Annotated in this window: 21 protein-coding genes and 1 tRNA gene; 9 read left to right on the plus strand and 13 right to left on the minus strand. The window is 73.2% G+C overall.

The features are described 5' to 3' along the window. Positions 1 to 45 precede the first annotated feature (45 nt). From CRP30_RS04190 to CRP30_RS04200, 3 genes are all read left to right on the plus strand, one after another. Positions 46 to 2,340 (plus strand): (Fe-S)-binding protein, encoded by a 2,295-nt coding sequence (locus CRP30_RS04190; protein WP_097182642.1) that lies wholly within the window; start codon positions 46 to 48, stop codon positions 2,338 to 2,340. Between the two features lie 76 nt (positions 2,341 to 2,416). Beyond that, on the plus strand, positions 2,417 to 3,382 hold the full coding sequence (locus CRP30_RS04195) for a DUF389 domain-containing protein (RefSeq protein WP_235003159.1): 966 nt from the start codon (positions 2,417 to 2,419) through the stop codon (positions 3,380 to 3,382). A 67-nt stretch (positions 3,383 to 3,449) separates the two neighbouring features. Beyond that, positions 3,450 to 4,781, plus strand: coding sequence for an MFS transporter (locus tag CRP30_RS04200; RefSeq protein WP_097182643.1), 1,332 nt, complete (start codon positions 3,450 to 3,452; stop codon positions 4,779 to 4,781). On the opposite strand, the gene dcd is transcribed toward CRP30_RS04200, so the two are convergent. Further along, a complete protein-coding gene (gene dcd, locus CRP30_RS04205; protein ID WP_097182644.1) occupies positions 4,778 to 5,362 on the minus strand; it encodes a dCTP deaminase in 585 nt (194 codons plus the stop codon). The genes CRP30_RS04200 and dcd overlap by 4 nt on opposite strands. Before the next feature lie 172 nt (positions 5,363 to 5,534). Here dcd and CRP30_RS04210 point away from each other — a divergent pair, with 172 nt between their 5' ends. Continuing rightward, a complete protein-coding gene (locus CRP30_RS04210; RefSeq protein WP_099459145.1) occupies positions 5,535 to 8,219 on the plus strand; it encodes a S8 family serine peptidase in 2,685 nt (894 codons plus the stop codon). Between the two features lie 87 nt (positions 8,220 to 8,306). On the opposite strand, the gene CRP30_RS04215 is transcribed toward CRP30_RS04210, so the two are convergent. From CRP30_RS04215 to CRP30_RS04230, 4 genes are read right to left on the minus strand one after another with little or no spacing between them, the layout of a single operon-like run. Next, on the minus strand, positions 8,307 to 10,697 hold the full coding sequence (locus CRP30_RS04215; RefSeq protein WP_097182646.1) for an ATP-binding cassette domain-containing protein: 2,391 nt from the start codon (positions 10,695 to 10,697) through the stop codon (positions 8,307 to 8,309). After that, complete coding sequence (locus tag CRP30_RS04220; RefSeq protein WP_200814525.1) at positions 10,694 to 11,215, minus strand: pyridoxamine 5'-phosphate oxidase family protein; 522 nt, start codon at positions 11,213 to 11,215, stop codon at positions 10,694 to 10,696. The genes CRP30_RS04215 and CRP30_RS04220 overlap by 4 nt, the downstream gene beginning before the upstream one ends. Before the next feature lie 24 nt (positions 11,216 to 11,239). Beyond that, positions 11,240 to 11,650: a VOC family protein gene (locus CRP30_RS04225; protein ID WP_097183129.1), complete on the minus strand. Its 411-nt coding sequence runs from the start codon at positions 11,648 to 11,650 to the stop codon at positions 11,240 to 11,242. A 5-nt stretch (positions 11,651 to 11,655) separates the two neighbouring features. Then, positions 11,656 to 12,105, minus strand: a complete 450-nt coding sequence (locus tag CRP30_RS04230) for a helix-turn-helix transcriptional regulator (protein ID WP_097182647.1) — start codon at positions 12,103 to 12,105, stop codon at positions 11,656 to 11,658. Between the two features lie 132 nt (positions 12,106 to 12,237). Between CRP30_RS04230 and CRP30_RS04235 the strand changes: the two genes are divergently transcribed. Continuing rightward, positions 12,238 to 12,308 (plus strand) — tRNA-Gly (locus tag CRP30_RS04235). Between the two features lie 22 nt (positions 12,309 to 12,330). Here the strand turns inward: CRP30_RS04235 and CRP30_RS04240 are convergent. Continuing rightward, positions 12,331 to 12,720 carry a DUF2784 domain-containing protein gene (locus CRP30_RS04240; protein WP_097182648.1) on the minus strand — a complete coding sequence of 130 codons (390 nt, stop codon included), beginning with the start codon at positions 12,718 to 12,720 and terminating at the stop codon, positions 12,331 to 12,333. A gap of 51 nt (positions 12,721 to 12,771) precedes the next feature. On the opposite strand from CRP30_RS04240, the gene CRP30_RS04245 reads away from it, so the two are divergent. After that, positions 12,772 to 14,298, plus strand: a complete 1,527-nt coding sequence (locus tag CRP30_RS04245; RefSeq protein WP_097182649.1) for a glycosyltransferase family protein — start codon at positions 12,772 to 12,774, stop codon at positions 14,296 to 14,298. Here CRP30_RS04245 and CRP30_RS22405 read toward each other — a convergent pair. Both CRP30_RS22405 and CRP30_RS22410 read right to left on the minus strand, forming a co-directional pair. Beyond that, positions 14,256 to 14,909: a CDP-alcohol phosphatidyltransferase family protein gene (locus CRP30_RS22405; protein ID WP_159961510.1), complete on the minus strand. Its 654-nt coding sequence runs from the start codon at positions 14,907 to 14,909 to the stop codon at positions 14,256 to 14,258. The two genes, CRP30_RS04245 and CRP30_RS22405, sit on opposite strands and share 43 nt — an antisense overlap. Positions 14,910 to 14,916: 7 nt before the next feature. Continuing rightward, positions 14,917 to 16,431, minus strand: a complete 1,515-nt coding sequence (locus CRP30_RS22410) for a glycosyltransferase family protein (RefSeq protein ID WP_159961513.1) — start codon at positions 16,429 to 16,431, stop codon at positions 14,917 to 14,919. Between the two features lie 84 nt (positions 16,432 to 16,515). On the opposite strand from CRP30_RS22410, the gene CRP30_RS04255 reads away from it, so the two are divergent. Then, positions 16,516 to 17,631: a phosphatase PAP2 family protein gene (locus CRP30_RS04255; protein WP_097182650.1), complete on the plus strand. Its 1,116-nt coding sequence runs from the start codon at positions 16,516 to 16,518 to the stop codon at positions 17,629 to 17,631. 53 nt (positions 17,632 to 17,684) lie between these two features. Here CRP30_RS04255 and CRP30_RS04260 read toward each other — a convergent pair whose 3' ends face one another. From CRP30_RS04260 to CRP30_RS04275, 4 genes are read right to left on the minus strand one after another with little or no spacing between them, the layout of a single operon-like run. Further along, positions 17,685 to 18,143: a GtrA family protein gene (locus tag CRP30_RS04260; RefSeq protein WP_097182651.1), complete on the minus strand. Its 459-nt coding sequence runs from the start codon at positions 18,141 to 18,143 to the stop codon at positions 17,685 to 17,687. Then, a complete protein-coding gene (gene dprE2, locus CRP30_RS04265; protein WP_097182652.1) occupies positions 18,140 to 18,907 on the minus strand; it encodes a decaprenylphospho-beta-D-erythro-pentofuranosid-2-ulose 2-reductase in 768 nt (255 codons plus the stop codon). The genes CRP30_RS04260 and dprE2 overlap by 4 nt, the downstream gene beginning before the upstream one ends. Then, complete coding sequence (gene dprE1, locus CRP30_RS04270) at positions 18,904 to 20,283, minus strand: decaprenylphosphoryl-beta-D-ribose oxidase (RefSeq protein WP_097183130.1); 1,380 nt, start codon at positions 20,281 to 20,283, stop codon at positions 18,904 to 18,906. The genes dprE2 and dprE1 overlap by 4 nt, the downstream gene beginning before the upstream one ends. Then, entirely contained in the window at positions 20,276 to 21,217 is a 942-nt protein-coding gene (locus CRP30_RS04275; RefSeq protein ID WP_097182653.1) for a decaprenyl-phosphate phosphoribosyltransferase, read from the minus strand. Before CRP30_RS04275 ends, dprE1 begins: the two co-directional genes overlap by 8 nt. A 143-nt stretch (positions 21,218 to 21,360) precedes the next feature. On the opposite strand from CRP30_RS04275, the gene CRP30_RS04280 reads away from it, so the two are divergent. Continuing rightward, the gene (locus CRP30_RS04280) at positions 21,361 to 22,407 is read left to right on the plus strand and encodes a hypothetical protein (RefSeq protein WP_097182654.1); all 1,047 of its coding nucleotides are present in this window, start codon (positions 21,361 to 21,363) and stop codon (positions 22,405 to 22,407) included. 4 nt (positions 22,408 to 22,411) lie between these two features. On the opposite strand, the gene CRP30_RS04285 is transcribed toward CRP30_RS04280, so the two are convergent. Then, positions 22,412 to 24,460 (minus strand): putative bifunctional diguanylate cyclase/phosphodiesterase, encoded by a 2,049-nt coding sequence (locus tag CRP30_RS04285; RefSeq protein WP_143278397.1) that lies wholly within the window; start codon positions 24,458 to 24,460, stop codon positions 22,412 to 22,414. A 264-nt stretch (positions 24,461 to 24,724) separates the two neighbouring features. On the opposite strand from CRP30_RS04285, the gene CRP30_RS04290 reads away from it, so the two are divergent. After that, positions 24,725 to 25,249, plus strand: a complete 525-nt coding sequence (locus CRP30_RS04290) for a universal stress protein (RefSeq protein ID WP_097182656.1) — start codon at positions 24,725 to 24,727, stop codon at positions 25,247 to 25,249. Positions 25,250 to 25,317: the final 68 nt, after the last annotated feature.

Raw genomic sequence — 25,317 nt, forward strand, 5'->3', positions numbered from 1 at the left:
GCGGGGGTCGGCCGACGCCCTCCGGGCGTACGCGGGAGGAAAAGAATGACGGGCCCGTTGCAGATCGTCCTGGGCACGATCAGCGTCCTGTTCCTGATCGTCTCGTCCGTGCTGATCTACCGGGCGGTCCGGGCGATGATCCGCATCATCCGCACCGGCCAGCCCGACGGCACCCGCTTCGGCCCGGTCAAGGCGCGCCTGAAGACGATGCTGGTCGAGTCGGTGGGCCACACGCGCATGCTCAAGTGGTCGACCATCGGCGTCGCCCACTGGTTCGTGTTCGTCGGGTTCTACGGCCTGTTCCTCACGCTCGTGGAGGCCTTCGGCGAGGTGTGGAACCCCGAGTTCCACCTGCCGCTCATCGGCACCTGGGCGCTGTGGAACATCTTCGTCGACATCATCGGCACGGGCACGATCCTCGGGATCATCTACCTGGTCATCCGGCGCCAGCGCGACCACCCGCGCCGCCAGGGCCGGAAGAGCCGCTTCGCCGGCACCAACCAGGGCCGCGGGTACTTCGTCGAGTTCGTCGTCCTGACCGTGGGCCTGTGCATCCTCGGCATCCGCGCCGCCAAGATCGCCAGCGGGCTGGACGACGCCCCGACCTGGTCGCACCCGGTGGCGAGCCTGGTGTCGAACCTCTTCCCGGACAACCCCGACGTCGTCTCGATCGTCGCGTTCGTCAAGATCGTGGTGTCGCTGACCTGGCTCGTGGTCATCAGCCGGATCCTGAACATGGGCGTCGCCTGGCACCGGTTCAGCGCCTTCTTCAACATCTACTTCAAGCGCAACGACGACGGCACCGTCGCGCTCGGCCCGCTGCAGCCCATGACCAGCGGCGGCAAGCCGATCGACTTCGAGGATCCGGGCGAGGACGACATCTTCGGCCGCGGGAAGATCGAGGACTTCACCTGGAAGGGGATGCTCGACTTCACCACCTGCACCGAGTGCGGGCGGTGCCAGAGCCAGTGCCCCGCCTGGAACACGGGCAAGCCGCTCAGCCCGAAGATGGTGATCATGGATCTTCGCGATCACCTCTACGCGAAGGCTCCGTACCTGCTCGGTGAGCAGACCGCGTCGGAGACGGCGCCGGACTACGACGTGCTCAAGCCCAGCGACGAGCAGGTCTGGGCGTCCGGCTACGCCCGCATCGAAGGCACCAACGACGCCCAGGCGCACCGCCCGCTGGTCGGAACACTGGAGGAGGGCGGGGTCATCGACCCCGACGTCCTGTGGAGCTGCACCAACTGCGGCGCCTGCGTCGAGCAGTGCCCGGTCGACATCGAGCACGTCGACCACATCATGGACATGCGCCGCTACCAGGTGCTGATCGAGTCGAACTTCCCGTCCGAGGCCGGCGTCATGCTGCGCAACATCGAGAACCGCGGGAACCCGTGGGGCATGCAGCCCAGCGCCCGCAACGACTGGATCAAGGAGCTCGACTTCGAGGTCACGGTCGCCGACGGCCCGCTCGACTACGACATCGAGTACCTGTTCTGGGTCGGCTGCGCCGGCGCCGTCGACGACCGCGCGAAGAAGGTCACCAAGGCCGTCGCCGAGCTGCTGAACATCGCGGGCGTCCAGTTCGCCGTCCTCGGGGACGGCGAGAGCTGCTCCGGCGACCCGGCCCGCCGGCTCGGCAACGAGTTCGTCTTCCAGATGCAGGCGCAGCAGAACATCGAGGTGCTCGACGGCGTCTTCGAGGGTCGTGTGCCGGGGATGCGCAAGATCGTGGCGACCTGCCCGCACTGCTTCAACTCGCTGGGCCGGGAGTACCCGCAGCTCGGTGGCGAGTACGAGGTCGTGCACCACACGCAGCTGCTCGGCCAGCTCGTCGAGGAGGGCCGGCTCGTCCCGGTCACGCCGATCGACCGCAAGGTGACCTACCACGACCCGTGCTTCCTGGGCCGGCACAACAAGGTCTACACGCCGCCGCGGGAGATCCTCGACGCCGTCCAGGGCCTCTCCACCCAGGAGATGCACCGCTGCAAGGACCGCGGCTTCTGCTGCGGCGCCGGCGGCGCGCGCATGTGGATGGAGGAGAAGATCGGCAAGCGCATCAACATGGAGCGCACCGAGGAGGCCCTCGAGCTCGACCCCGACGTCATCTCCACGGCGTGCCCGTTCTGCATCACGATGCTGAGCGACGCGCTGACGTCGAAGAAGCAGAACGGCGAGGCGGGCGAGCACGTCGAGGTCCTCGACGTCAGCCAGATCCTGCTGCGCTCCATGACGCCGGTCGGCGTGGGCGCCCAGGGTGCGAAGTCCGGGCCGGACGTCGGCACCAAGGCCGGCCCCGACCCGGTCGGCGAGGGCTCGGCGGCCACCGAGCACGAGTAAGGACCGCCTCGCCCCCCACCACTCGCACGCTCGCGGCGGGCCCCTGCGAGGGGGCCGGTAGAACTACCCGGTGCTGATGCAACTGCGGGTCACCGTTCCGCCCGATCGGACGGACCGGGTCCGGGAACTGTTCGAGCGCTCCCCGGGGACGGCGCACCTGGCAGTGCTTCCGGGTGCCTCGCTGAGCCCGGCGGGTGACCTCGTGCTCGCCGACGTCGCGCGGGAGTCCGCCGACGGTCTGGTGGCTGCTCTCCAGGACCTCGACATCGACCGCGACGGCGGGATCGTCATGGTCGCGGTGGACGCGGCCGCCTCGAGGGCTGCGCGCGTGGCGGAGGAACGCGCCCCGGGCGACGGCGCCGACGCCGTCGTCTGGGAGCAGGTCGTCCGCACGGTGGACGCCGACTCCCGGTTGTCGGTCTCCTACCTGGCCTTCCTGACCATCGCGACCCTGCTGGCGGCGGTCGCGATCATCAACGACTCGGCGATCCTCGTCATCGGGGCCATGGTGCTGGGTCCGGAGTTCGCGCCCCTGGCAGGCCTGGCCGTGGCGCTGATCCACGGGCGACGCCGCATCGCGCGCAACGCGGCCGTCTCCCTGGTCGCCGGCTTCGCGGTCGCGATCGGCGTCACGGCGCTCGTCGCGCTGGTCGGCAGGTGGCTCGGCTGGTACGGCACAGAACTGCTCACCGCCGACCGGCCGGAGACCGGCTTCATCACCGCACCCGACCGCTGGTCGGTGGTCGTGGCCGTCCTCGCCGGGATCGCCGGGGTCCTGTCCCTGACGTCGGCCAAGAGCGGCGCACTGGTCGGTGTGTTCATCTCCGTCACGACGGTGCCCGCGGCGGCCGACATGGCGCTCTCCCTGGCCCTGGGCGGGCAGGCGGAATTCGTGCGTGCCGCCACCCAGCTCGGCATCAACCTCGTCGGGATCCTGGTGGCCGCCACCGTCACCCTGGCGCTCCAGAAGATCCTCTGGCACCGCGTCCCACGGGCCGCTCCCCCGATGAGCCGGTTGCCGCGCAGACGGCTGAGCGCCTGAGCACCCGTGCCGGGCCGGTGAGCAGGCCGGGCACCACCGCTGGTCGTCGGTGGAGGACCATGCCGGGGTGACCCGCACCGCCCCCGACCCCAGCACCGTCCGCACCGGGAGCCACCGGGGTCTCGGGTTGATCGCCGTCGCCATCGTGCTCACGGCGCTCAACCTCCGGACGGCGGTCACCAGCGTCGGGCCCGTGCTGGAGGAGATCGAGCGCGGTCTGGGCATCTCCAGCAGCCTGGCCGGGGTCATCACCACGATGCCGGTGCTCTGCTTCGCGCTCATCGGCTTCGCCGGGCCCGCCCTGTCCGCGCGCTACCGCGACTCGCACGTGCTGGCCGGCGCCCTGATCGCGATGACCGTCGGGCTCGGCCTGCGCAGCCTCGCCGGGGCCTTCCCGGTCTTCCTCGCCGGCACCGCGCTGGCGATGGCCGGCGGGGCGCTGGGCAACGTCATGCTCCCCAGCCTGGTGAAGCGCCACTTCCCGGGGCGGACCGGCCCGCTGGTGGGCGCCTACAGCACGGCGATGGGCCTCGGCGCGACCCTGGCCGCGGTCGCCTCGCAGCCGATCGCCGACGCGGCGGGCGGCGAGGGGTGGCGCTGGGGGCTGGTCGTGTGGGCGCTGCCCGCGCTCGTGGCGGCGGCGGTGTGGCTGGCCGTGCCGGCCGCGCCCGACGTCTCGCGGCAGACCCACACCGCGGTCCGGATGCGGGCACTGGTGCACAGCCCGACGGCGATGGCGATCACGGTCTTCTTCGGCGTCCAGGCGCTGCAGGCCTACGTCGTCATCGGCTGGTCGGCGCAGTACCTGCGCGACTCCGGGCTGAGCGCGGCCACCGCGGGCCTCCTGCTGGGCCTGAACTCCCTCGTCGGCCTACCGCTGAGCGCCGTGATCCCCTCGCTCACGGTCCGGCCACGCCTGCAGCGGCCGCTGCTGCTGGTGTTCCTCGCCAGCTACGTGTCCGGCTGGATGGGGCTGTGGACGGCGCCGACCGCCGCCCCCTGGCTGTGGATGACCCTCATCGCGGTGGGCATGGGCACCTTCTCGATGGCGCTCACGCTCATCGGGCTGCGGGCCCGCACGCCCGAGACGGTGTCCGCGCTCTCCACGGTCAGCCAGAGCTGGGGCTACGTGATCGCCGGGGCGGGTCCGCTGCTGGTCGGCGTCCTGCGCGGGGCGACGGGCAGCTACGACGGCATGTTCGTCATCGTGCTGGTGGGCGTCGCGGTGCTGGCCGTGGCCGGGTGGATCGCCACGCGACAGGTCTTCGTCGACGACGAGGTGGAACGGTCGGTCCCCGGCTGGTCACCGGCAGGCCGCTGCTCCGACGTGCTGGAGAGCGCCGGCGTCGAGGCCCCGGCCGCCGCCCGCGTCGCGGACAGCCCGGCGCCGCGCGACTAGGGGCGCCGGGTCTCGGTGCGGGTGAAGTTGCGGTAGGACCGGGAGGGCGTCGGGCCGCGCTGGTCCTGGTACCGCGAGCCGTACACCGCCGAGCCGTAGGGGTGCTGCGAGGCGCTGGTGAGGCGGAACAGGCACAGCTGTCCGATCTTCATCCCGGGCCACAGCGTGATCGGCAGGTTGGCCACGTTGGAGAGCTCCAGCGTGATGTGCCCCGAGAAGCCCGGGTCGACGAAGCCCGCCGTCGAGTGGGTGAGCAGCCCGAGCCGGCCGAGGGAGGACTTGCCCTCGAGGCGTGCCGCCAGGTCGTCGGGGATGCTCACGACCTCCAGGGTCGATCCGAGCACGAACTCGCCCGGGTGCAGCACGAACGGCTCGTCCCCGTCGGGCTCGACCAGCGTGGTCAGGTCGTCCTGCTGCTGGGCGGGGTCGATGTGGGTGTACCGGGCGTTGTTGAACACCCGGAAGAACCTGTCCAGCCGGACGTCGATGCTCGAGGGCTGGACCAGCCCGGCGTCGTAGGGCTCGATGCCGAGGCGACCCTCGGCGATCGCGGCAGTGATGTCGCGGTCGCTCAGCAGCATGGCGCGGAGTCTAGGGACCGCCTTCCTCACCCCTCCGGGCGAACCCACCCGACGGGTGCTCAACCGCCGTCCCCGACCCGCCGTTCACGACGGGGAAGACGTACGCCCACCCCGTCGCACGGGGTGGGCGCCCTCCGGACGGTCCGGCGGACAGACGTCCGGAGGTCCACGCATGAAGAGCAAGCGGATCCAGGCAGCGGTGCTGATCACCGCGGCGGTCGCCGGCTACGCCGGTGCCGCCGCGTTCTCGGCCGCGGCCGCTCCGGCACTGCCCGTCATCACGGACTGGGGTCCGGACGACGGCCACACGCGCTACGTGCTCACCGCCGCGGCGGGGGCCACCTCCCCCGAGCTGCTGGCCGGCCTGGCGGACGTCGACGGCGTCGTCAGCGCCCAGGCGCTGTCCGACGGCCGCGCCCTGATCGCCACCGACGGCCTGCTCCCGCAGGACCTCGCCGGGCTGCCCGGTGTCGCGGCGGTGGACTTCTCGCCGCAGGTCCCGGTGGCCGCCACGGTCAGCGACCCGCTCTTCCCGTCGTACGGGTGGCACCTGGAGAACACCGGCAGCAACGCCTCCGGGCAGCCCGCCGTCGCCGATGCCGACGTCGATGCCACCACGGGCTGGGACGCCGCCACCGGTGACGGCCTCGTCGTCGCCGTCGTGGACTCCGGCTTCGACTCCGACCACCCCGACCTGGCCGGCTCGCTCTGGGTCAACCCCGCCGAGCCCTGCGGCGCCGTCGACACCGACCGCAACGGCAAGGCCGGCGACTGCCACGGCTGGAACTGGTACGCCAACAGCCCCGCCATCGACAACGGCAGCTACGGCAGCCACGGCGCGTCGGTCTCCGGCACGGTCGGCGCACGGGCGGGGAACGGCATGGGCCTGGCCGGCGTCGCCCCTGACGTGACGATCATGCCGCTGGTAATCGGTGGCGGCAGCACCGTCGACGTGCTGGCCGGCGCGGAGGCCATCCGCTACGCCGTCGACCACGGCGCCGACGTCATCAACGCCTCCTGGGGCGGCCCGGTGAACGGGTACGCGCTGGACGCGCTCCGCTCGGCGGTCGCCTACGCCGCCGCGCACGACGTCCTCGTGGTGGCCGCGGCCGGCAACGACAGCGGCAACCGCGACTCGAACCTGGTGTACCCGGCGAGCCTGGACGGCTGGAACGTCATCACCGTCGGTGCCTCCACCGCGGCCGACACGATGAGCTCCTTCTCCGCGTACGGCGCCCGCTCGGTCGACCTCTTCGCCCCGGGCAGCCGCGTCGTCGTCACCACGAACACCGGCGGCTACGCGCTCGCCGACGGCACGTCGTTCTCGGCGCCCATCGTGGCCGCGGCGGTGGCCCTCTACCGGGGCGCGATGCCGACGGCGACGGCGTCGGAGATCAAGACCGCGCTGCTCGCCGACGCCGACCGCGTGCCCGCCTTCGCCGGCCGGTCGGTGACCGGTGGCCGGCTGACGACCAGCCGCCTCACCGCTTCCCTGGTCGAGTCGGCGGCCTACGCCTTCACCTCGATGCGGGCCCCGGCCGGCGTCGTGACCCCCACGATCGGTGTGACCGGCCCCGTCACGGCCGGCGACTACGACGTCGTCCTCGGCCTCGGCATGGAGTACGAGGGCGAGATCTGGGCCGTCGCGGACAAGGCGCTGACCCTGGACGGCGTCAGCGTCACCACCGACGACACCGGCGCCGCGACCTTCCCGCTCGGCGGCCGGGCCGGTCTCGACGGCACCGCGCTGTCCCCGAGCATGGATCTCGGTGACGGCCGCTACGTCCTGACCGTCCAGACGCTCCGCGACGGGGTCCCGGTCGGCCGGGCGTACGCCGCGCCGCTGCTGGTCGGCTCCGCGGTCCCCGCCCCCTCCTCCCCGGGCGGGACCACCCCCGGCACCACCGCGCCGGGCGGGACCACCCCGGGCACGGGCCCCGGCGGATCCGCCCCGGGCACCCCGACGACGCCGGGCGCCGGACCGGCTCCGACGTCGCCGGGAGGCTCGACGCCGCCGCGCAGCCCCGGCATCACGCCGGGCACCACCCCGCCCGGCGCGACGACGCCCGGCACCCCCACCCCCGGCACCCCCTCCCCCGGGACCACGTCCCCTGGGACGACGACCCCGGGCATCACGCCCGGCGCGACCACCCCGGGCACCACACCCGGCACCGGCCCGGGGACGGTTCCGGGCACCACTCCCGGCGCGAGCCCCGGGACGACCACGCCCGGGAGGACGGCACCCGGGACGACGCCGGGCACCACCACACCGGGGACCACGCCCCCTCCCCCGGGGACGTCGGCACCCGTGCCCGGGACGACGACCTATCCCGCGGTCGGCGCCTTCCGGATCACGTCGCTGTCCCCGAACGTGGTGCAGGTCGCCGGCGGCACCCTGGTCACCATCACCGGGCAGGCGCTCCCCACGAACCCGACGGTGCGGATCGGGGCGACGGCCGTGGCCACCGTGTCCACGGCGACCACCACGCGCGTCACCTTCCGGGTGCCCGCCCGGGTGGCGGGGACCTACGACGTGTCGGTCTTCGCACCCGACGGCCGGTCCACGGTCCTGAGCGGCGCGCTCACCTACGCGGCGGCGGTCGGCACGGCCCCCGGCGGGACGACGCCCGGGGCCACGCCGCCCGGCGGGACGACGCCGGGAGCCACCCCGCCCGGCGGGACGCCCGGGGGCACCACCCCCGGCGGAAGCACACCGGGCGGTACGGCACCGGGTGCCGACCCGGGCGTGCGCTCCGGCCCGGCCGGCGAGCGGCTGGTCCGTTCGGCGACCTTCGACCGGCTGCGGAACATCTGGTCCGTCGACTGCTCGTCGTCCTGCACCGGGGTCGCGATCTGACCCGCTGAGAGCTGCTGCGCCCCGTCCGACTTCCCCGTGCGGACGGGGCGCAGCGACGTCCGGGCCCCGTCGTCCGGGCCCCGGCGTTCAGGCTCCGACGTAGTCCGCGAGGTGCCGCCCGGTGAGGGTGGAGCGGGCGGCGACGAGGTCGGCCGGGGTGCCCTCGAAGACGATCCGGCCGCCGTCGTGGCCGGCGCCTGGACCGAGGTCGATGATCCAGTCGGCGTGCGCCATGACCGCCTGGTGGTGCTCGATGACCAGGACCGACTTGCCGCCGTCGACCAGCCGGTCGAGCAGACCGAGCAGGTTCTCGACGTCGGCCAGGTGCAGGCCGGTGGTGGGCTCGTCCAAGACGTAGACATCACCCTTCTCCGCCATCTGGGCGGCCAGCTTGAGCCGCTGCCGCTCGCCCCCCGAGAGCGTGGTGAGCGGCTGGCCGAGGGTGAGGTAGCCGAGCCCGACGTCGTCCAGCCGGTCCAGGACCGTGTGGGCGGCCGGCGTCCGCGCCTCGCCGTCGGCGAAGAACGCCTCGGCCTCGGTGACCGACATGGCCAGCACCTCGGCGATGTTCCGGCCCCCCAGCGTGTACTCCAGCACCGACGCCTGGAACCGCCGGCCCTCGCACTCCTCGCACGGCGACTCGACCGTCGCCATGACCCCGAGCTCGGTGTAGACGACTCCCGCGCCGTTGCAGGTGGGGCAGGCGCCCTCGGAGTTCGAGCTGAACAGCGCCGGCTTCACCCCGTTCGCCTTCGCGAACGCCTTGCGGATCGGCTCGAGCAGCCCGGTGTACGTGGCCGGATTGCTCCGCCGCGAGCCGCGGATCGCGCTCTGGTCGACCACCACGACGCCGTCGCGGCCCGCGACCGAACCGGTGATGAGCGAGCTCTTGCCCGAGCCGGCCACGCCGGTGAGCACGCACAGGACGCCGAGCGGGATGTCGACGTCGACGTCCCGGAGGTTGTGCGTGGACGCGCCGCGGACCTCCAGGGCGCCGGACGAGGAGCGCACCGACGGCTTCAGGGCCACCCGGTGGTCGAGGTGGCGTCCGGTCAGGGTGTCGCTGGCCCGCAGCCCCTCCAGGGTGCCCTCGAAGCACACCGTGCCGCCCCCCGTCCCGGCTCCGGGACCCAGGTCGACGACGTGGTCGGCGATCGCGATCGTCTCCGGCTTGTGCTCGACGACCAGCACGGTGTTGCCCTTGTCCCGCAGCTGCAGGAGGAGGCCGTTCATCCGCTCGATGTCGTGCGGGTGCAGACCGATCGTCGGCTCGTCGAAGACGTAGGTGACGTCGGTGAGGGACGACCCCAGGTGGCGGATCATCTTGGTCCGCTGCGCCTCGCCCCCGGACAGCGTGCCGGCCGGCCGGTCGAGGGAGAGGTAGCCCAGACCGATCTCGGCGAACGAGTCGAGCAGGTGCCGCAGCCCGCTGAGCAGCGGGGCGACCGATGGCTCGTCCAGGTCGCGGACCCATCCGGCGAGGTCGCTGATCTGCATCTGGCACAGGTCGGCGATGCTCTTGCCGCCGATCCGCGACGACCGGGCCTCGGGGGTCAGCCGCGTGCCGTCGCACTCGGGACAGGTCTGGAACGTGATCGCCCGTTCCACGAACGCGCGGATGTGGGGCTGCATCGCGTCGACGTCCTTGGAGAGCATCGACTTCTGGATCTTGGGGACGACGCCCTCGTAGGTCAGGTTGATGCCCTCGACCTTGATCTTGGTCGGCTCCTTGTAGAGGAGGTCGTGCAGCTCCTTCTTCGTGAACTTCGCGATCGGCTTGTCCATGTCGAAGCCGAAGCCGCTGAAGATGCGGCCGTACCAGCCCTCCATGCTGTAGCCGGGCACCGTCAGCGCACCCTCGGCCAGTGATTTGCTCTCGTCGTACAGCGCCGTGAGGTCGAAGTCGGAGACCGCGCCCATGCCCTCGCACCGCGGGCACATGCCGCCCATGTAGACGACGTCGCGCACCACGTTCTTCTCGACCCGACCTCCGGCCTTCTCCGTGCTCATGACGCCGCTGGCCTTGCGCGTCGGGACGTTGAACGAGAACGCCGTCGGCGGACCGACGTGCGGCGTGCCGAGCCGGCTGAACAGGATCCGCAGCATCGCGTTGGCGTCGGTGGCGGTGCCGACCGTGGACCGCGGATTGGCGCCCATCCGCTCCTGGTCGACGATGATCGCCGTCGTCAGGCCCTCGAGCAGGTCGACCTCGGGCCGGGCCAGGCTCGGCATGAAGCCCTGCACGAAGGCGCTGTAGGTCTCGTTGATCATCCGCTGCGACTCCGCGGCGATCGTCCCGAACACCAGCGAGCTCTTGCCCGAGCCCGAGACGCCGGTGAACACGGTCAGCCGGCGCTTCGGGATCTCGAGGCTGACGTCCTTGAGGTTGTTGACACGCGCGCCCAGCACGCGGATCCGGTCGTGGCTGTCGGCGACGGGCACCCCGGTCGATCTCAGGTCGTTCGTCGCCGTGCTCATCGGATCTCCATCTGCTCATCGGTGCCGTGCCCGCTGTCTACCGGATCGGGGAGACGTCCGACCAGCCACCGGCCGTCCCGCATCAGCTCGCGATCGGGCAGCTCGTCCACCTCGCGCCACGCCTGGATGCGGTGCGGGACGACGCGGAACCAGCGGTACGGGCCGTTCGACTCCCGCGGGTCGAAGCCGGTCCGCGCGGCGAACCGGTCTCCCCGCTCCCGCGGCAGCGCATCCATCTCCAGGACCTCGACGTCGCCCTCGATGATCGCGACGTCGCGGGTGAGCCCCAGCCCCAGCCGGACGGCCCGGGTGGCGGCGAGGTTCCGGCCGGTCGGGCTGGTCGCCGGCGTGGAGATCAGCAGCGCCTCGCCGTCCCAGTCGAACGACAGCGGCACCAGGTACGGGACGCCGTCCCCCGAGGCACTGGCCACCCACACGTCGACGTCGTGGGTGAGCCGGTGCTCGGTGTCGCGACGACGTTCCGCTCGGGAGCGGGAAGCGTCACCCATGGCGGTCATGGCATGTCCTTCGGGAACCGACGGTCAGCGCAGTTCCTGGAGCCGGATCATGTTGCCGGCGGGGTCGCGGAAGGCGCAGTCACGGACCCCGTACGGCTGGTCGGTGGGCTCCTGGACGACCTCGGCGCCGCTGCCTTCCAGCGTGGCGAACGTGCCGTCCAGGTCCTTGGTGGCCAGGTTGACGCCGAAGTAGCTGCCCTTGGCCATCAGCTCGAGGATGGTGCGCTGCTCGTCGTCGGTGAGGCCCGGCGTGGCGGTCGGCGGGTGCAGCACGATGTTGGTGTCCGGCTGCCCGGGCGGGCCGACGGTGATCCACCGCATGCCGCCGTAGCCCACGTCGAGGCGGACCTCGAAGCCGAGGGTGTCGCGGAAGAAGGCCAGGGAGGCGTCGGGATCGGTGTGCGGGAGGAAGCTGGAGTGAATGGTGATGTCCATGCCGGTCACGCTAGGGACGGCTCGGTCGCGGGCGCTTCTCGATTCCTGACCGGTCTGGTCACCTGCTTCGCGACGCACGACGGCATCCCGACCGTCGCCCGCGCGTGCTCGCGCCGGTAGACGCTCGGCGGCACCCCCACCAGCTCGGTGAAGCGGGTGCTGAACGTGCCGAGGGACGAGCAGCCGACCGCGAAGCAGACCTCGGTGACGCTGAGGTCGCCGCGACGGAGCAACGCCATCGCCCGCTCGATGCGGCGGGTCATCAGGTACGCGTAGGGCGACTCCCCGTACGCCTGCCTGAACTCGCGGCTGAGGTGGCCGGCCGACATGTGGGCGCCGCGGGCCAGCGCCTCGACGTCGAGGGGCTGCGCGTACTCCCGGTCGATGCGGTCCTTGACGCGGCGCAGGCGGGCGAGGTCGCGCAGGTGCTGCGTCGCCACGGAGCCGCTGGTCACGGTCGGGATCGTGTCATGCCGGACGGGGGTCGCGGCAGACCTCGCGCCGCCCGTCCGGGTGACCCGTGTACTCTCTCCGCAGATGCCACGGCCCGGGCGGCCGGGGCCTGTCTTCGCAGGTCAGAGCATCACGCGGGTGTAGTTCAATGGTAGAACATCAGCTTCCCAAGCTGACAGTGCGAGTTCGATTCTCGTCACCCGCTCTCCCCCGTCTCGCCGATGTGCTCAGGACGACGCGAGTCGCTCGCGGTCGGGCAGGTGCCGCCGCCGGCGCGTCAGCACGAGGACGTAGGACGCCAGGGCGATGCCCATGGCGGTGAGCCAGATCGCCGTCTCGTACTGCGCCGGGTAGAGGGTGTCGCGCAGGTAGTGCGCCGTGAAGCTGCCCTCGTACGGCGTCCGCCCCGCCTGTTCCAGCAGCCACTTCTCCAGCGTGGTGACGGGGCAGGTGAAGTCGGTGAGCGTGACGTAGATCGAGTACAGCGTCACCCCGATGGACGGCCAGATCCAGGCGAACCGGTGCAGCGCGAGGAATCCGCCGACCACCATGTAGACGAGAAACGCCATGTGGCCGAACGCGACGAGTGCCGCCGCCACCATGGCCAGGGCCTCCACAGGGGGACCATAGGCCGGGGACGCCCTTGACGGAACCGCTGGAATGTCCTCGTGACCGTGCGGTCGACGTCGTCCGGGCACGACGGGCGCGCCCGGACGACGACGAAGCGGTTCCTCGGCGTCCTGTGCCTCGCCGTGGTGCTCGTCCGCCTCACCTACCTGCCCCGCCCGTTGCGGAACGACGAGGGCGGCTACCTGCTGGTCGCGCGGCACTGGCACACCGGCGGGGAGTTCCTGTACGGCGACTACTTCGTCGACCGTCCCCCACTCCTCCTGCTGCTCTTCAAGGTCGCCGCCCTCACCGAGTGGGACCAGGCCATCCGGGCGCTCGCGATCCCCTTCGTCGTGCTGTTCGTCCTCGCCGGCTGGCACGCCGGCAGGCTCCTCGGCGGCGACGCGGGCGGCCGGTGGGCGGCGGTGGTGGCCGCGGGTCTGCTCTGCTCCCCCGGGCTGGCCGCCGACCAGGCGGACGGCGAGCTGTTCGGGGCCGTCCTGGTGATGGTGGCCCTCGCGCTGGCGCTCACCGCCTGGCACGCGGACCCACCCGGGAGCGCCGGGTGGTGGGCCGCCGGCGCCGGCGCGGCTGCCGCCGCCGCGCCCCTCGTCAAGCAGAACCTGCTCGAGGGCGTCCTCTTCCTGGCCGGCCTCGTCCTGTTCACGCGGTGGGGACGGGACGAGACCGCTCGGCGCCGTGCGCTCCTCGTCGCGTCGGCCGCCGCGGCCGGTGCGCTCGTCGTCTGTGCGCTGGCCGGGCTCTGGCTGGCGTCGTCGGCGGTGGAGCCGGCCGCCGCATGGCGCGACCTCGTGGGCTTCCGGGGTGCGGCCCTCGACGCCATCTGGTCCAGCAACCCCGACGCCACGATCCGCAGAGGCGCCCAGCTGCTGGTCCTCGGCGTCGTCGGCGGCCTCCTCCCCGTCGTCGTCGTGTGGTTGCTCGGCGCGCGCCGCGACCTCGCGCAGGGCTCTCCGGAAGGACGCACGATCACCGCGCTCGTGCTGTTCGGCGTCGCGGCGATCACCGCGGGGGGCAGCTTCTGGCCCGCCTACCTGCTGCAGCTCGCCCCCGCGGCCGTGCTCGCCGTGGCGGTGGTCGCCCCCCGCGCCACGGTGGCCGGCGCCTGGATGCGCGGGTGCAGCAGGGTGGTCGTCGGCGCCGCGGCCCTGGGAACCACCGTCGCCGTCGTCCTGCACGCGTCGGTGCCGTCGCTCTGGGCCGGCCAGCGGGTCGGCGAGTGGCTGGCGGACTCCAAGGCGCCCTCCGACACGGGCGTCGTCGCGTACGGCCTCCCGTCGGTCCTCGAGACGGCGGACATGTCCTCGCCCTACCCGCACCTGTGGAGCGTGCCCATGCGGACGGCCGATCCCGACCAGGCCCGTCTCCGGGCGACGCTGGCCGGGCCCCGGGCGCCGGCGTGGATCGTGCAGGTCACCGCGCTGGATGCCTGGCACATCGACGACGGGGCGCGGCTGCGCGACCTGGTCCACGACCGGTACCGCGTCGTGGCCACGATCTGCGGCTACCGGGTGTGGCTGCGTCAGGACCTGACGCGGGAGCTGTCCGCCCCACCGTCCTGCTGAGCGGACCGGCCCCCGCCCGGGCGACCCGGGCCGTCCGCAACCGCGACGCCCCCTGGCGCCGGAGCCGCCACCGCGAGGACCACCGGCCCCCGCCTGAGGACCGCCGCCCGCCGGCCGTAGTCGAGCCCGGTGACCAGCGTCCACACCACGGTGCCGACGACGACCACGTCCAGCACGACGGTCCAGCCGGGCACCGCCAGTGCCAGCACGATCAGCGCCGTCTGCGTCGCCGTCTTCACCTTGCCGCCGCGGCTGGCCGGAAGCACACCGTGCCGGAGCACCGTCAGCCGCAGGACGGTGACGGCGACCTCCCGGAGCAGGATGACGGCCGTCGCCCACCACGCGAGGAGGCCGAGCCCGGACAGGCACACCAGCGTCGTGCCCACCAGCGCCTTGTCGGCGATCGGGTCGGCGAGAGCGCCGAAGTCCGTGCACTGCCCCCAGCGGCGGGCGAGCCACCCGTCGGCCAGATCCGTGACCGACGCCGCTCCGAAGAGGATCAGCGCGGTCAGCCGCCCGCCGGCACTGTCCCCGGCGAGGGCGAGCACCGCCGCGACGGCGGGGACGCAGAGCAGGCGCAGGGCCGTGAGGAAGTTCGGGATCGTCCACACGCTCGCGTCACCGCCTGAACAGCATGAGGTGGTACGAGCACCCGGGGCCGCCACCGCTCGCCACGTGCGCGAGGCGGTAGGCCGACATGGCGGGATGGTCGTGGATCGCCTGCTCCGTGGGGTAGTACCCGACGAACGTCCCGGGCTCCCGGCTCGACAGCACGAGGACGTCCGGGGCCCGGTCGTGGACCAGGTCCGCGCGCTCCCGGAAGGGGATCCGGCCGGTCTCCTGGATGAGCGGCTCGTTGAGGAAGAAGTTGTCGACGACGAACCGCCCGCCCGCCCGGGCCGGCACGAGCCCGGCGTCGGAGATGGCGAAGGACGTGCCCGGCGGCGTCGTCCGCAGCCAGTCCAGCGCCGATTCCCGCGCACCGACCCGGCAGTCCATGTACCGCTCCTGCATGCCGTGGACGCTCCGGACATCGGCCGGCGGCAGCGCGAGCAGCAGCAGCCCGGCCGCGGCCGCGAGGACGACCGCCCACACGGAGCGCCCCCGCCGCACCAGCCGGGTGGCGCCGTACCCGACGACGACCGCCGACAGCAGGGCGAGCAGCGGCCACACCGGCATGAAGAACCGGCTGAAGGCATTGGCGCTGTCGAGCGTGCCGATGGATCCCAGCACGTAGACGACCACCGGGGCGGCGAGCAGGCGGGCCCGGCCGCCGACCAGCACCGCACCGACCAGGGCCAGCGCCATCGGCAGCCATGCCTGGTCCAGGAACTTGGTGAGCACGGTGACGCCGTCGCCGGCCCCCGACTTGTAGAGCACCGAGTTGGGGAGCAGGTGCCCGTACAGGCCGAGCCGGAGGCCCTCCAGCACGAGCTGCGAGCACAGCGGGACGCCGCCGAGCACCAGCCCCCGGACGAAGGCCCGACGGCGCGTCGACGCCCGGAACAGGCCGGGCACCTCGCCGGCCAGGACCACGGCGGCCACGACGGCGAGCCCCTCGGGTCGCAGCCACGGGAGCAGGGCGAACACCGCGGCGGCGTGCCACACCCGACCGCCGTCCCGGCGGGCGACCTCGAGAGTGCCCGCGGTGACGACGAGCGCCACCAGGAGCGTCTCCAGCCCGCCGACCGCCCAGAGCGCGAAGGGGGCGCTGCACGCGGTCAGGAAGGCGGCGATCATCGCCGCGTGCTCGCCGACGACGTGCCGGCCCCTGCCGTAGACGAGGGCCACGCAGGCGACGCCGCTGAGCACACCGACCGCTCGCGCCGCCCCCGGGGCCGACCAGCCCACCGCATCGGCGAGCGCCTCGAGCGCCACCAGCAGGGGGTTGCTGAACCCCTCGACGCGCGGGCCGCCCGGGTTCCAGACGAAGCCCTCCCCGGCCGCCAGGTTCTCCGCGTACCGGACGGAGATCCAGGCGTCGTCGGTCAGGAAGCCGCGGAGCACCCAGCACAGCGCCAGGTGGACGCCGGCCGACACACCGACGACGGCCCACCCGAGCCTCGACGCACCCCGGAAGCCCGGCTCCTCCGGAGTCCCCGTCGGGTCGACCGGTAGGGTGATCGTCCTCACGGCGCTCCGTATTTCTGCCGTTCACCGGCGAGTCGAGGCGACGACGACGTGTGTTTGCCGACGATTCAGAGAAAATAGCTGCACATGACTGAACCCGCCGTTCGTGTCGTCCGCTCCGGTGCCTACGGGATGGCCGTCGCCGTGGCACTGGTGAGCGGGATCGTCGCGATCGGCTGCGCCGTGTACCTGGGTCTCCCGCTGCGGGACCCGGACGGCTTCCTCGGACCGACCTACGTGCGCCTCCCGCTGATCGTGACGCTGATGCTCGCGGCGGACGTGCTGCCCCGCGCGCTGTGGCGGACCCGCTCCGCCACGGGGCTGGTGCAGCAGGTCGTCGTCGTCGCACGGGAGCGCTGGCCGTGGCGGCGGTTGCTGCCGGTCCTGATCGGCCTCGCCGCCTTCTACGCCACGTACGTGTCCTACCGGAACCTCAAGCACTTCCTCCCGCTGCTCCGGTCCGACATCGTCGACGACGAGCTTGCGGAGTCGGACGGGTGGTTCACGGGGGACACCGCACCCGCGGAGTTCCTCCACGACGTGCTGGGCACCGGTGCGGCCGCCCACATCCTCTCCTGGGTCTACCTGGCGTTCCTGATGTTCGTGCCCGCCTCCCTCGCGCTGGCCCTGGTCTCGAGGGCCCGCTCCCACGAGGCGTGCTGGTACGTCACGGCGCTGTGCCTCAACTGGTCCCTGGGCACGGCCAGCTACTACCTCCTGCCGTCCCGCGGCCCGGTGTACGCCCAGCCCGAGCTGTTCTGGGACCTCCCGCAGACCGGCACGTCGGCGCTGCAGCACAGCCTGCTGGTGTCCCGCTGGCTCGTCCTGGAGGATCCGCAGGGCACCGACCGCATCCAGAGCATCGCCGCCTTCGCGTCGCTGCACGTGTCGATCATCTTCACGGCGGCGCTGATCGCGCAGCTGACGCTCCGGTCGGTGGCTGTGCGCGCCGTCCTCTGGGCCTTCTTCGCGCTGACCGTCACCGCCACCATCTACTTCGGCTGGCACTACATCGTCGACGACATCGCGGGCCTGGCCATCGGCGGGGGCTCGGTGCTGCTGGCCGCGTGGGGCACCGGGCGGTTCCGCAGACCGGTGGCCGCCGCGCAGGACCAGGACGCGGCCGGGGCGGATCGCCCGGACCCGGACCCGGTGCCGGACCGGCTCCGCCGGCGACCGGAGACCTCCCCGTCAGCTCCCTGAGCACTCTCCGCCCGGCGCGCTCGCGGGGACGGTCGTCCGACCGCCGTGCCGGGTCAGTCCTCGGCATCCCGGAAGACGAACCGCCGGTAGGTCACGAAGCGGAAGACACCACCGAGAGCGAGCCCGACGCCGTTGGCCGAGATGTTGTCCGCCACCGGGCTGGTGAGCCCCATCACGTAGCGGGAGACCGCCAGACAGACCAGGGCGATCCCCAGGGCGACGGCGCTGAGCGCCATGTAGAGCGTGTACTCGCGGACGACGCTGCCGCGTGGGCGGTCCCCGTAGGTCCAGACGCGGTTGCCGACATAGGCGACGGTCGTCCCCAGGACGAGCGAGACGGTCTTGGCGACCAGGGGCTGGTCGCCGAGCAGGCCGCCACCGCCCAGGTGCACGAGCGCGTTGTAGCCCCCGACGTCGACGGCGAGACCGAGCACCCCGACCATCGCGAACCCCGCCGCCTCCCGACGGACCGCACCCGTGCGGCTCTCCACCGCGTCGGCCCGCGCGCTCATATCGGCAGCCTGCGGAAGACCGCCCGTGGCAGGTGCCGGAGCACGCTCATGACCAGCCGCAGCACGGACGGCACCCAGATCGTCTCCTTCCGCCACCGCACCCCCGCCACGATCGCCGTCGCCACTGCCTCCGGCGTCGTGCTCAACGGCGCGGCCGGGAGGTGCGCGGTCATCCGCGTCCGCACGAACCCGGGCCGGACGACCAGCACGTGGACGCCGGATCCACGCAGCGCGTCGCCGAGCCCCGTGGCGAACGCGTCGAGCCCCGCTTTTGCGGCACCGTAGACGAAGTTGGAGCGCCGGGGGCGTTCCCCCGCGACGCTGGAGAGGACCACGAGCGACCCGTGGCCCTGTGCCCGGAGCGCCTGCGCGAGGGGGACGCCGACCGACACAGCCGCGGTGAAGTCGACGGTCACGACCTCCACGGCGTGCTCGGCGTCGCGCTCGGCCCGCTCCTGCTCACCGAGGACGCCGAAGGCGATCAACGCCACGTCGACGTCTCCTCCGGCGAACGCACGGTCCACCACTGCCGCGTGGGACGTGCGGTCGAGGGCGTCGAACTCCAGGACGGTGACCTCGACGGACGCGGGCGCGGCGGCGGCCGCCAGGCGCTCCCCGGCCGACCGGAGAGCCACCGGGTCCCGGCCCGCGAGCACGACGCGGCGGGTGCGGTCCCCGACGAACCGCTCGGCGACGGCCAGGCCGATCTCCGACGTGCCGCCCAGCAGCAGCAGCGACTGGGGGGAACCGAGGGCGTTGATCACAGTGCGAGCCTCCGGGACAGATCGGATGCGAAGACGCGGTCCGGGTCGAGCCGTTCCCGCCCGGCCCGCCACTCCTCGAGCCGGGGGTACATCTGCGGCAGCAGCTCCGGGCGCAGCCGGGAGTCCTTCGCGAGGTAGACCCGCCCCCCGGCCTCGACGACGAGCTGGTCGAGGCCGTCGAGCAGCGCCGCCAGCCCGGGCGTCCGCATGGGGAGGTCGAGCGCGAGGGTCCACCCGGGGACGGGGAAGGACAGCGGCCCGGGGTCGGCCGGCCCGAACCGCTTGAGCACCGCGAGGAACGACGGCGCGCCGGCCGCGCTGAGCCGTCCGACGGCCGTCCGGACGGCGTCCTCCTGCCCGAACGGCACCACGAACTGGTACTGCAGGAAGCCCTCCGCCCCGTACACGCGGTTCCAGTCCAGCAGCCCGTCCAGGGGATGGAAGAACGCCGCCAGCGGCTGGATCTGCCCCTGCCGCCGGCGCGGCGACTTGCGGTACCAGAGCTCGTTGAAGGTGCGGACGGTGCCGCGGCGGAGCAGCCCCGAGGGCACGATCCCGGGGACCGTCGCGACCGGCCGCGGCGCGAACCGCAGCGGGTCCGCGCGGCGGCGGTCCGGGAGCGCCGCCCGGGGAGCGTGGTCGCCACGGGTGAGGACCGCGCGCCCGAGGCTGCCGCCGCGGGCCAGCAGGTCGATCCAGGCCACGGAGTAGCGGTACCGGTGGTCGGTGCTCGTCAGGCGGGCGAGGAGGTCGTCGAGGTCGGTGGCGCGCTCGGTGTCGACGGACATGTAGGCGGTCTCCACCGGGAGGAGCTGCACCCCGGCACGGAGGACCACCCCCGTCAGCCCCATGCCACCGGCGGTGACCCAGAATGCCTCGGCGTCCCTCGCCGGCTCCAGGGACCGGACCTGCCCGTCGGCGGTCAGCAGGTCGATCCACCGCACGTGCTGGGCGAAGCTGCCCTCCTGGTGGTGGTTCTTGCCGTGGATGTCCGCGGCGATCGCCCCGCCGATCGTCACGAAGCGCGTGCCGGGGGACACCGGGGGGAACCACCCGAACGGCAGCACGAGGCGCATCAGCCGGTCCAGGCTCATCCCGGCGTCGCACTCCACGATCCCCCGCGCCACGTCGAAGGACCGCACGCCGGCCATGGGGGTGAGGTCGAGCACGGCTCCCCCCGCGTTCTGCGCGGCGTCCCCGTAGCTGCGCCCCAGGCCGCGCCCGATGACCCCCCTCGGTGGCCGGGCGGTGACCGTCGCGACGGCCGCCTCGTCCGCTGCCACGGGCAGCACCCAGGACGTCGTCCGGGCCGTCCCGCCCCAGCCGGCGAGGACCTGCTGCGACCCTGCGCGCCCCGCGGGGGCGCCGTCAGACACCCAGGGCACCGCAGGTGAAGGCGCTGAGCCAGACGAGGCCGACGACCTGGAGACCGCGGTCGCTCAGCACGATGTCCTCGGGTGTGCCCGCGGCCCCGCGGTCGATGTTCAGGGCGTAGCGCAGGACGCCGACGACGAAGGGCGCCACCGAGAAGGCCAGCCAGGGCACCGTGGCGTCCATCCCCGGGGAGTGCGAGACCTCGAAGGCCCAGAGGCAGTACGTGGCCACGAGGACCGCCGCGGCGATCGACCAGACGAACCGCAGGTAGCTCGCCGAGTACTGCTCCAGGCACGGCCGCATGCTGGGGCCGTCGTCCCCGAGGTTGACCATCTCCGAGTACCGCTTGCCCGCGACGATGTAGAGGGACCCGAACGACGCGACGGTGAGGAACCACGGCGACAGCTCGAGCCCCGCGGCCAGGCCGCCGGCCATGGCCCGGAGGAGGAAGCCGGCCGCGACGACGGCGAGGTCGACCACCGGCTCGTGCTTGAGCCACCTGCTGTACAGGCTGGTCAGCACCGTGTACGTGGCGATGCACGCGGCCAGGGAGTAGTGCCCCGTGAGCGCCGGGAGCAGCACCGCGGCCAGCAGGAGGGCGACCCCGGCGATCGTCGCCGGCAGCAGGGGCAGGTCACCGCGGGCGATGGGGCGGTGGCGCTTGGTCGGGTGCAGCCGGTCGGCGTCCACGTCGCCGACGTCGTTCAGGAGGTAGGTCCCGGAGGAGGCGAGCACGAACGCGACCAGGGCGATCGCGGTGTCCAGCAGCACCTCGGGCCGGAAGAGCACGCCGGCCGCGAGCGGCGCCGCCACCACGAGTCCGTTCTTGGGCCACTGCCGCACGCGCAGGGCCTGGATCAGCGCCCGGGACGCCGAGGTCCGGTGCAGGGTCCGCTCGCCCGCGATGGCGTCGGACACGCCCGTAGCCGGTCTCATGTTGCCGTTCCTCCCTGTCGGCGCCGCACACCCGCTGGCTGGAGCGTTGGTCGGATCGACCGTGGGCCACCTCCCAGCATGCGGGCGGAACGGCCGGAGCGCTGACTGAGCGGACGGCGCCCACGCCCGGGAGACTGCCGTCCGTGGGCGTCGGAACGCCGTACGCACTGGCGGCGACCCGGTCACGTGCCCGGGCCGTCGAGCGCCTGAGCGCGGCACGGTGCCGGGTCGGGCTCGACGGCGTCCTCGCCGATCTCGACCGGACCGCCGAGCGCTGCACGGTCCCCGGTGCGGCCTCGGGGAACGGGTTCACCTGGGACGCCCGGGACCGCGACGACCCGTCCTGGTGGCCGCAGGGCATCGCGAGCATCCGCACGGGCGACGTCCTGCTCGTGGCCTGGTACTCCCGGCGCCGCGGGCTCGCGCCGACGCCGGGCACCCGGATCTCCGTGGTCGACCGGTCGGACCCGGACCGCCCTCGCTACCGGCACGTGCTGCTGGTCGTCCCGCGCCGGCTCCCCGGTCTCCGGGCCACCGGCGCCGTGCGGGTGCACGCGGGTGGGATCGCCGTCTGCGGGGACCTGCTCTACGTCGCCGACACCGTGCTCGGGCTGAGGCTCTTCCGCCTCCGCGACGTGCTGCGCGTCGGGCCGACCGGCCCGTCCCGCGGCTCCACCTACGTGCTCCCGCAGCTCACCGCGTTCCGGGTCCCGGTGCGCTCCGGCCGCCACCGGCTCCGGTACTCCTTCCTCTCGACCGGCGAGCTGGACCGGCAGCCGAGCCTCGTCGTCGGGGAGTACCGCCGCGCGGGCGCCTCGCCCCGGCTGGCCGTCTACCCGATCGACCCGAGCACGTGCCTGCCCGCGGTGGACGGCCGCGGTCGCGTGGCGCCGTCGGAGGTGCACGAGGGCCAGCCGGACCGGATGCAGGGCGCGGCCGTGCACGGCTCCGGGTGGTGGGTCACTGCCAGCGCCGGCGAGGGCGTGGCCGGGGACCTGTACACCGGTGCGCCGCACGGCTGGGTCCGGCACCGCGGGGTCCTGCCGACCGGGCCGGAGGACCTCGCCTGGTCCCGTCCCGGCGAGGAGCTGTGGTGCGCCTCGGAGTGGCCCGGGCGCCGGTGGGTCTTCCCCATCGACCCGGGTCGATGGCGGCCGTCCCCGGATCCGGGCGGGGCGGACGGCGCCTGACCGCTCAGGAGCGGGTGTCCGCCGGGCGGTGCACGTCGTGCAGGGTGCCGGTCGCGACGAGCAGCTCGGTCATCTGCTCGGCCCCCATCGGCCGCGCGAAGTGGTATCCCTGCGCGACGTCGCACCCCAGCTCGCGCAGCAGCGTCACGTGCGCCTGCTCCTCGACGCCCTCGGCGACGACGGTCAGCCCCAGGTTGTGACCCAGGTCGATCGCCGTGCGGACGAGGACGGCGTCGTGCGCGGTGGTGGTCATGCCGAGCACGAACGAGCGGTCGATCTTGAGCTCGTCGACCGGCAGCCGGCGCAGGTACGCCATCGAGCTGTAGCCGGTGCCGAAGTCGTCGATGGACAGCTTCACGCCGAGGTCGTGCAGCCGCTGCAGGACCTCCATGCAGCGCGCGGCGTCGCCCATGACCGCGCTCTCGGTGACCTCGAGCCGCAGCAGGGCTGCCGGCACGCCGTGCCCGGTGAGCAGCCGCTCGACCAGGTCGGGCAGTCCGGCGTCGAGGAGGCAGCGGGTGGACAGGTTCACGGCGACGGGGACGGCGCGGCCCGCGTCCAGCCACAGCCGCAGCTGGGCCAGCGCCAGGTCGAGCACGTGCTCGGTCAGCCGCAGGATGATGCCGGTGCCCTCGGCGGCCGGGATGAAGTCGCCGGGCGGGATGAGGCCCTGGGTCGGGTGCTGCCAGCGCAGCAGCGCCTCCATGCCCTCGATCCGCTCGCCGTCCAGGGTGTACTTGGGCTGGTAGTGGAGGAACAGCTCGTCGCCGCCCTCCAGCGCCCGGCGCAGGTCTCCGAGAACCGTGAGTCCCGACGACGTGGTGACGTGCTCGTCGGGCTCGAAGACCACCGCGCCCGCCTTCATCTCCTTGGCGACGTACATCGCGATGTCGGAGTTGCGCAGCAGCGCCTCGCTGTCGGTGCCGTGCCATGGCGAGATCGCCATGCCCACGCTCGCTTCGACGTCGAGGGAGACCCCGTCGACGTCGAACGGGCGGTGCAGTGCCTCGCGCAGCCGCTCGGCCACCTGCTCGGCCTCGGCGACCCCGTCGACGAGGGGGAGCAGGACGGCGAACTCGTCCCCGCCGAGGCGGGCCACGGTGTCGCCGTCGCGGAGCACCGACTGCAGGCGGGGACCGACCTGGCGGAGCAGCTTGTCCCCGTAGGAGTGGCCCAGGGTGTCGTTGATCTCCTTGAAGCGGTCCAGGTCGATCAGCAGGAGCGCGACCTCGCCGGCCGAGCGGGCGGCCGCGGCCAGGGACTGGTCGAGGCGGTCGCGCAGCAGCTCGCGGTTGGGCAGGCCGGTCAGGGCGTCGTGGGTGGCCTGGTGCCGGTCCCGCTCGGCGGAGCTGTGCAGCTCGTCGGTCTGGTGGCGCAGCTTCCGCGACGCCGACGCGATCAGCCGGAAGACGACGAGGTAGAACACGGTGAGGCAGACGACCAGGGCGATCGTCATGGTCCGCACGTCCTCGGCCACCGCGGCGGCGACCGGGGCGTAGGGCAGGTACAGCTCCATGGCACCGTCCGGGCTGGACGAGCCGTCGTACTGCACCGGCACGTAGACCTCGAGCATCACGCGCTCGCCGTCCTCGCTGCCGGCACTGTCGTCGTGCGAGTGGGAGAAGCCCGACACGACCTTCCCCGCGAGGGCGTCGTCCAGCTCGTGCGACTCCGACACGGCGCCGATGCGGTCGCTCTCGTTGGAGAAGACGATCTCGCGGGCACGGTTGAAGATCTTGAGCTCGACCGGATCGAGGTCGTCGAGCGAGCTGCCGTCCTGGAGGCCCGCCGCCGCGGTGTTCACGGCCGCGGCGACGCTGGCGAGCCGCTCGGGGTCGAAGCCCTCCGCCAGCTCCTGGGGGGTCAGCTGCTGCTGCAGGCCCAGGCGGACGGTGACGATCGCCGTCCACTCGGCCTGCTGGCGCGCCCGCTCGGCGATGGCCTCGCCCAGCACCGAGGAGAGGACCGCTCCCACGGCGATCGTGAGCAGCAGGCTGACCGCGCCGAAGCGTGTCAGGAGGCTGGTGCTCCGCGCCCGTCGAAGGAAGCTCATGACCTGACGATCGGACCGCGGGCCCTCGTGCTTGAGTTCGGGGGCTGCCACCCCCTCCTCGGGGTGAACGACGCGGTCCCCGGTTTCGGCGCTCGCAGAGGTCGGGTATCCCCGCTCCTCAGGGCGCGACGGCGTCGCCGCGTCGTCACGCTCCGTTCGGACACGCACGGTCCGCAGCGGAACGGCATCGGTACGCGTGGTCCGGACGACCGCTCGGGCCCTTGGTCCCTGGGAGACCGCTGGACGCCCCAGCACGATCGGTCCATGAGCGAGATCCGCCCCTGGGAGCCCGACCCGGCCGCCGGGGAGGAGACACCCCTCACGGTGCCGACCGCCCGCAGCGGCGAGGAGACCGTCGAGCCGCTGCGCCTGCCGCCCCTGCTCCCCCGCCGCCAGCACCCCTGGCTCGTCGTCGAGGTGGACGGCACGCCGGCCGGGCACGGCGCACTGGTGTGGGCGCTCCAGGAGGCCGCCCGGCGGGAGGCCACCGTCGTCGCCGTGCACGTCCTCGACGAGCCGGACGGCGACCCCCTCACGGGCTCCGGCCGGGCGCGGGTGCACGTCCAGCTCGCCGCCGCCGACCGCCTGGAGGCACACGTCCTGCGCGCCATCGCCGAGACGGGCGTGCACGGGCGCTCCCGCACCGCGGTGCTGGCCCGGCCGGTCTTCGATGCCCTCACCGCCGCGGCTCACGGCGCCGACCTCGTCGTCGTCGGGGCGGGCTGGAAGACGCTGCTGCGCCAGGCCGTTCCGCGTCCCCTGACCCGCCGGCTGGCCCGTGGCGCCTGAGCGTCCCCGCTCCGGCCCCCGACCCCGGCCGCGCGTGACCGCTCCCCAGCCGCTTCCCGAGCCGCTCC

The organism is Blastococcus haudaquaticus (genome assembly GCF_900230285.1).
GTDB classification, from domain to species: domain Bacteria; phylum Actinomycetota; class Actinomycetes; order Mycobacteriales; family Geodermatophilaceae; genus Blastococcus_B; species Blastococcus_B haudaquaticus.

What these genes read in the sequence shown, in the direction of transcription:
- CRP30_RS04190 (WP_097182642.1), top strand. Translation starts at nt 46, where the DNA reads ATGACGGGCCCGTTGCAGATCGTCCTGGGCACGATCAGCGTCCTGTTC.
- CRP30_RS04195 (WP_235003159.1), top strand. Translation starts at nt 2,417, where the DNA reads ATGCAACTGCGGGTCACCGTTCCGCCCGATCGGACGGACCGGGTCCGG.
- dcd (WP_097182644.1), bottom strand. Translation starts at nt 5,362, where the DNA reads ATGCTGCTGAGCGACCGCGACATCACTGCCGCGATCGCCGAGGGTCGC.
- CRP30_RS04210 (WP_099459145.1), top strand. Translation starts at nt 5,535, where the DNA reads ATGAAGAGCAAGCGGATCCAGGCAGCGGTGCTGATCACCGCGGCGGTC.
- CRP30_RS04215 (WP_097182646.1), bottom strand. Translation starts at nt 10,697, where the DNA reads ATGAGCACGGCGACGAACGACCTGAGATCGACCGGGGTGCCCGTCGCC.
- CRP30_RS04220 (WP_200814525.1), bottom strand. Translation starts at nt 11,215, where the DNA reads ATGACCGCCATGGGTGACGCTTCCCGCTCCCGAGCGGAACGTCGTCGC.
- CRP30_RS04225 (WP_097183129.1), bottom strand. Translation starts at nt 11,650, where the DNA reads ATGGACATCACCATTCACTCCAGCTTCCTCCCGCACACCGATCCCGAC.
- CRP30_RS04255 (WP_097182650.1), top strand. Translation starts at nt 16,516, where the DNA reads ATGACTGAACCCGCCGTTCGTGTCGTCCGCTCCGGTGCCTACGGGATG.
- CRP30_RS04260 (WP_097182651.1), bottom strand. Translation starts at nt 18,143, where the DNA reads ATGAGCGCGCGGGCCGACGCGGTGGAGAGCCGCACGGGTGCGGTCCGT.
- CRP30_RS04275 (WP_097182653.1), bottom strand. Translation starts at nt 21,217, where the DNA reads ATGAGACCGGCTACGGGCGTGTCCGACGCCATCGCGGGCGAGCGGACC.
- CRP30_RS04285 (WP_143278397.1), bottom strand. Translation starts at nt 24,460, where the DNA reads ATGAGCTTCCTTCGACGGGCGCGGAGCACCAGCCTCCTGACACGCTTC.
- CRP30_RS04290 (WP_097182656.1), top strand. Translation starts at nt 24,725, where the DNA reads ATGAGCGAGATCCGCCCCTGGGAGCCCGACCCGGCCGCCGGGGAGGAG.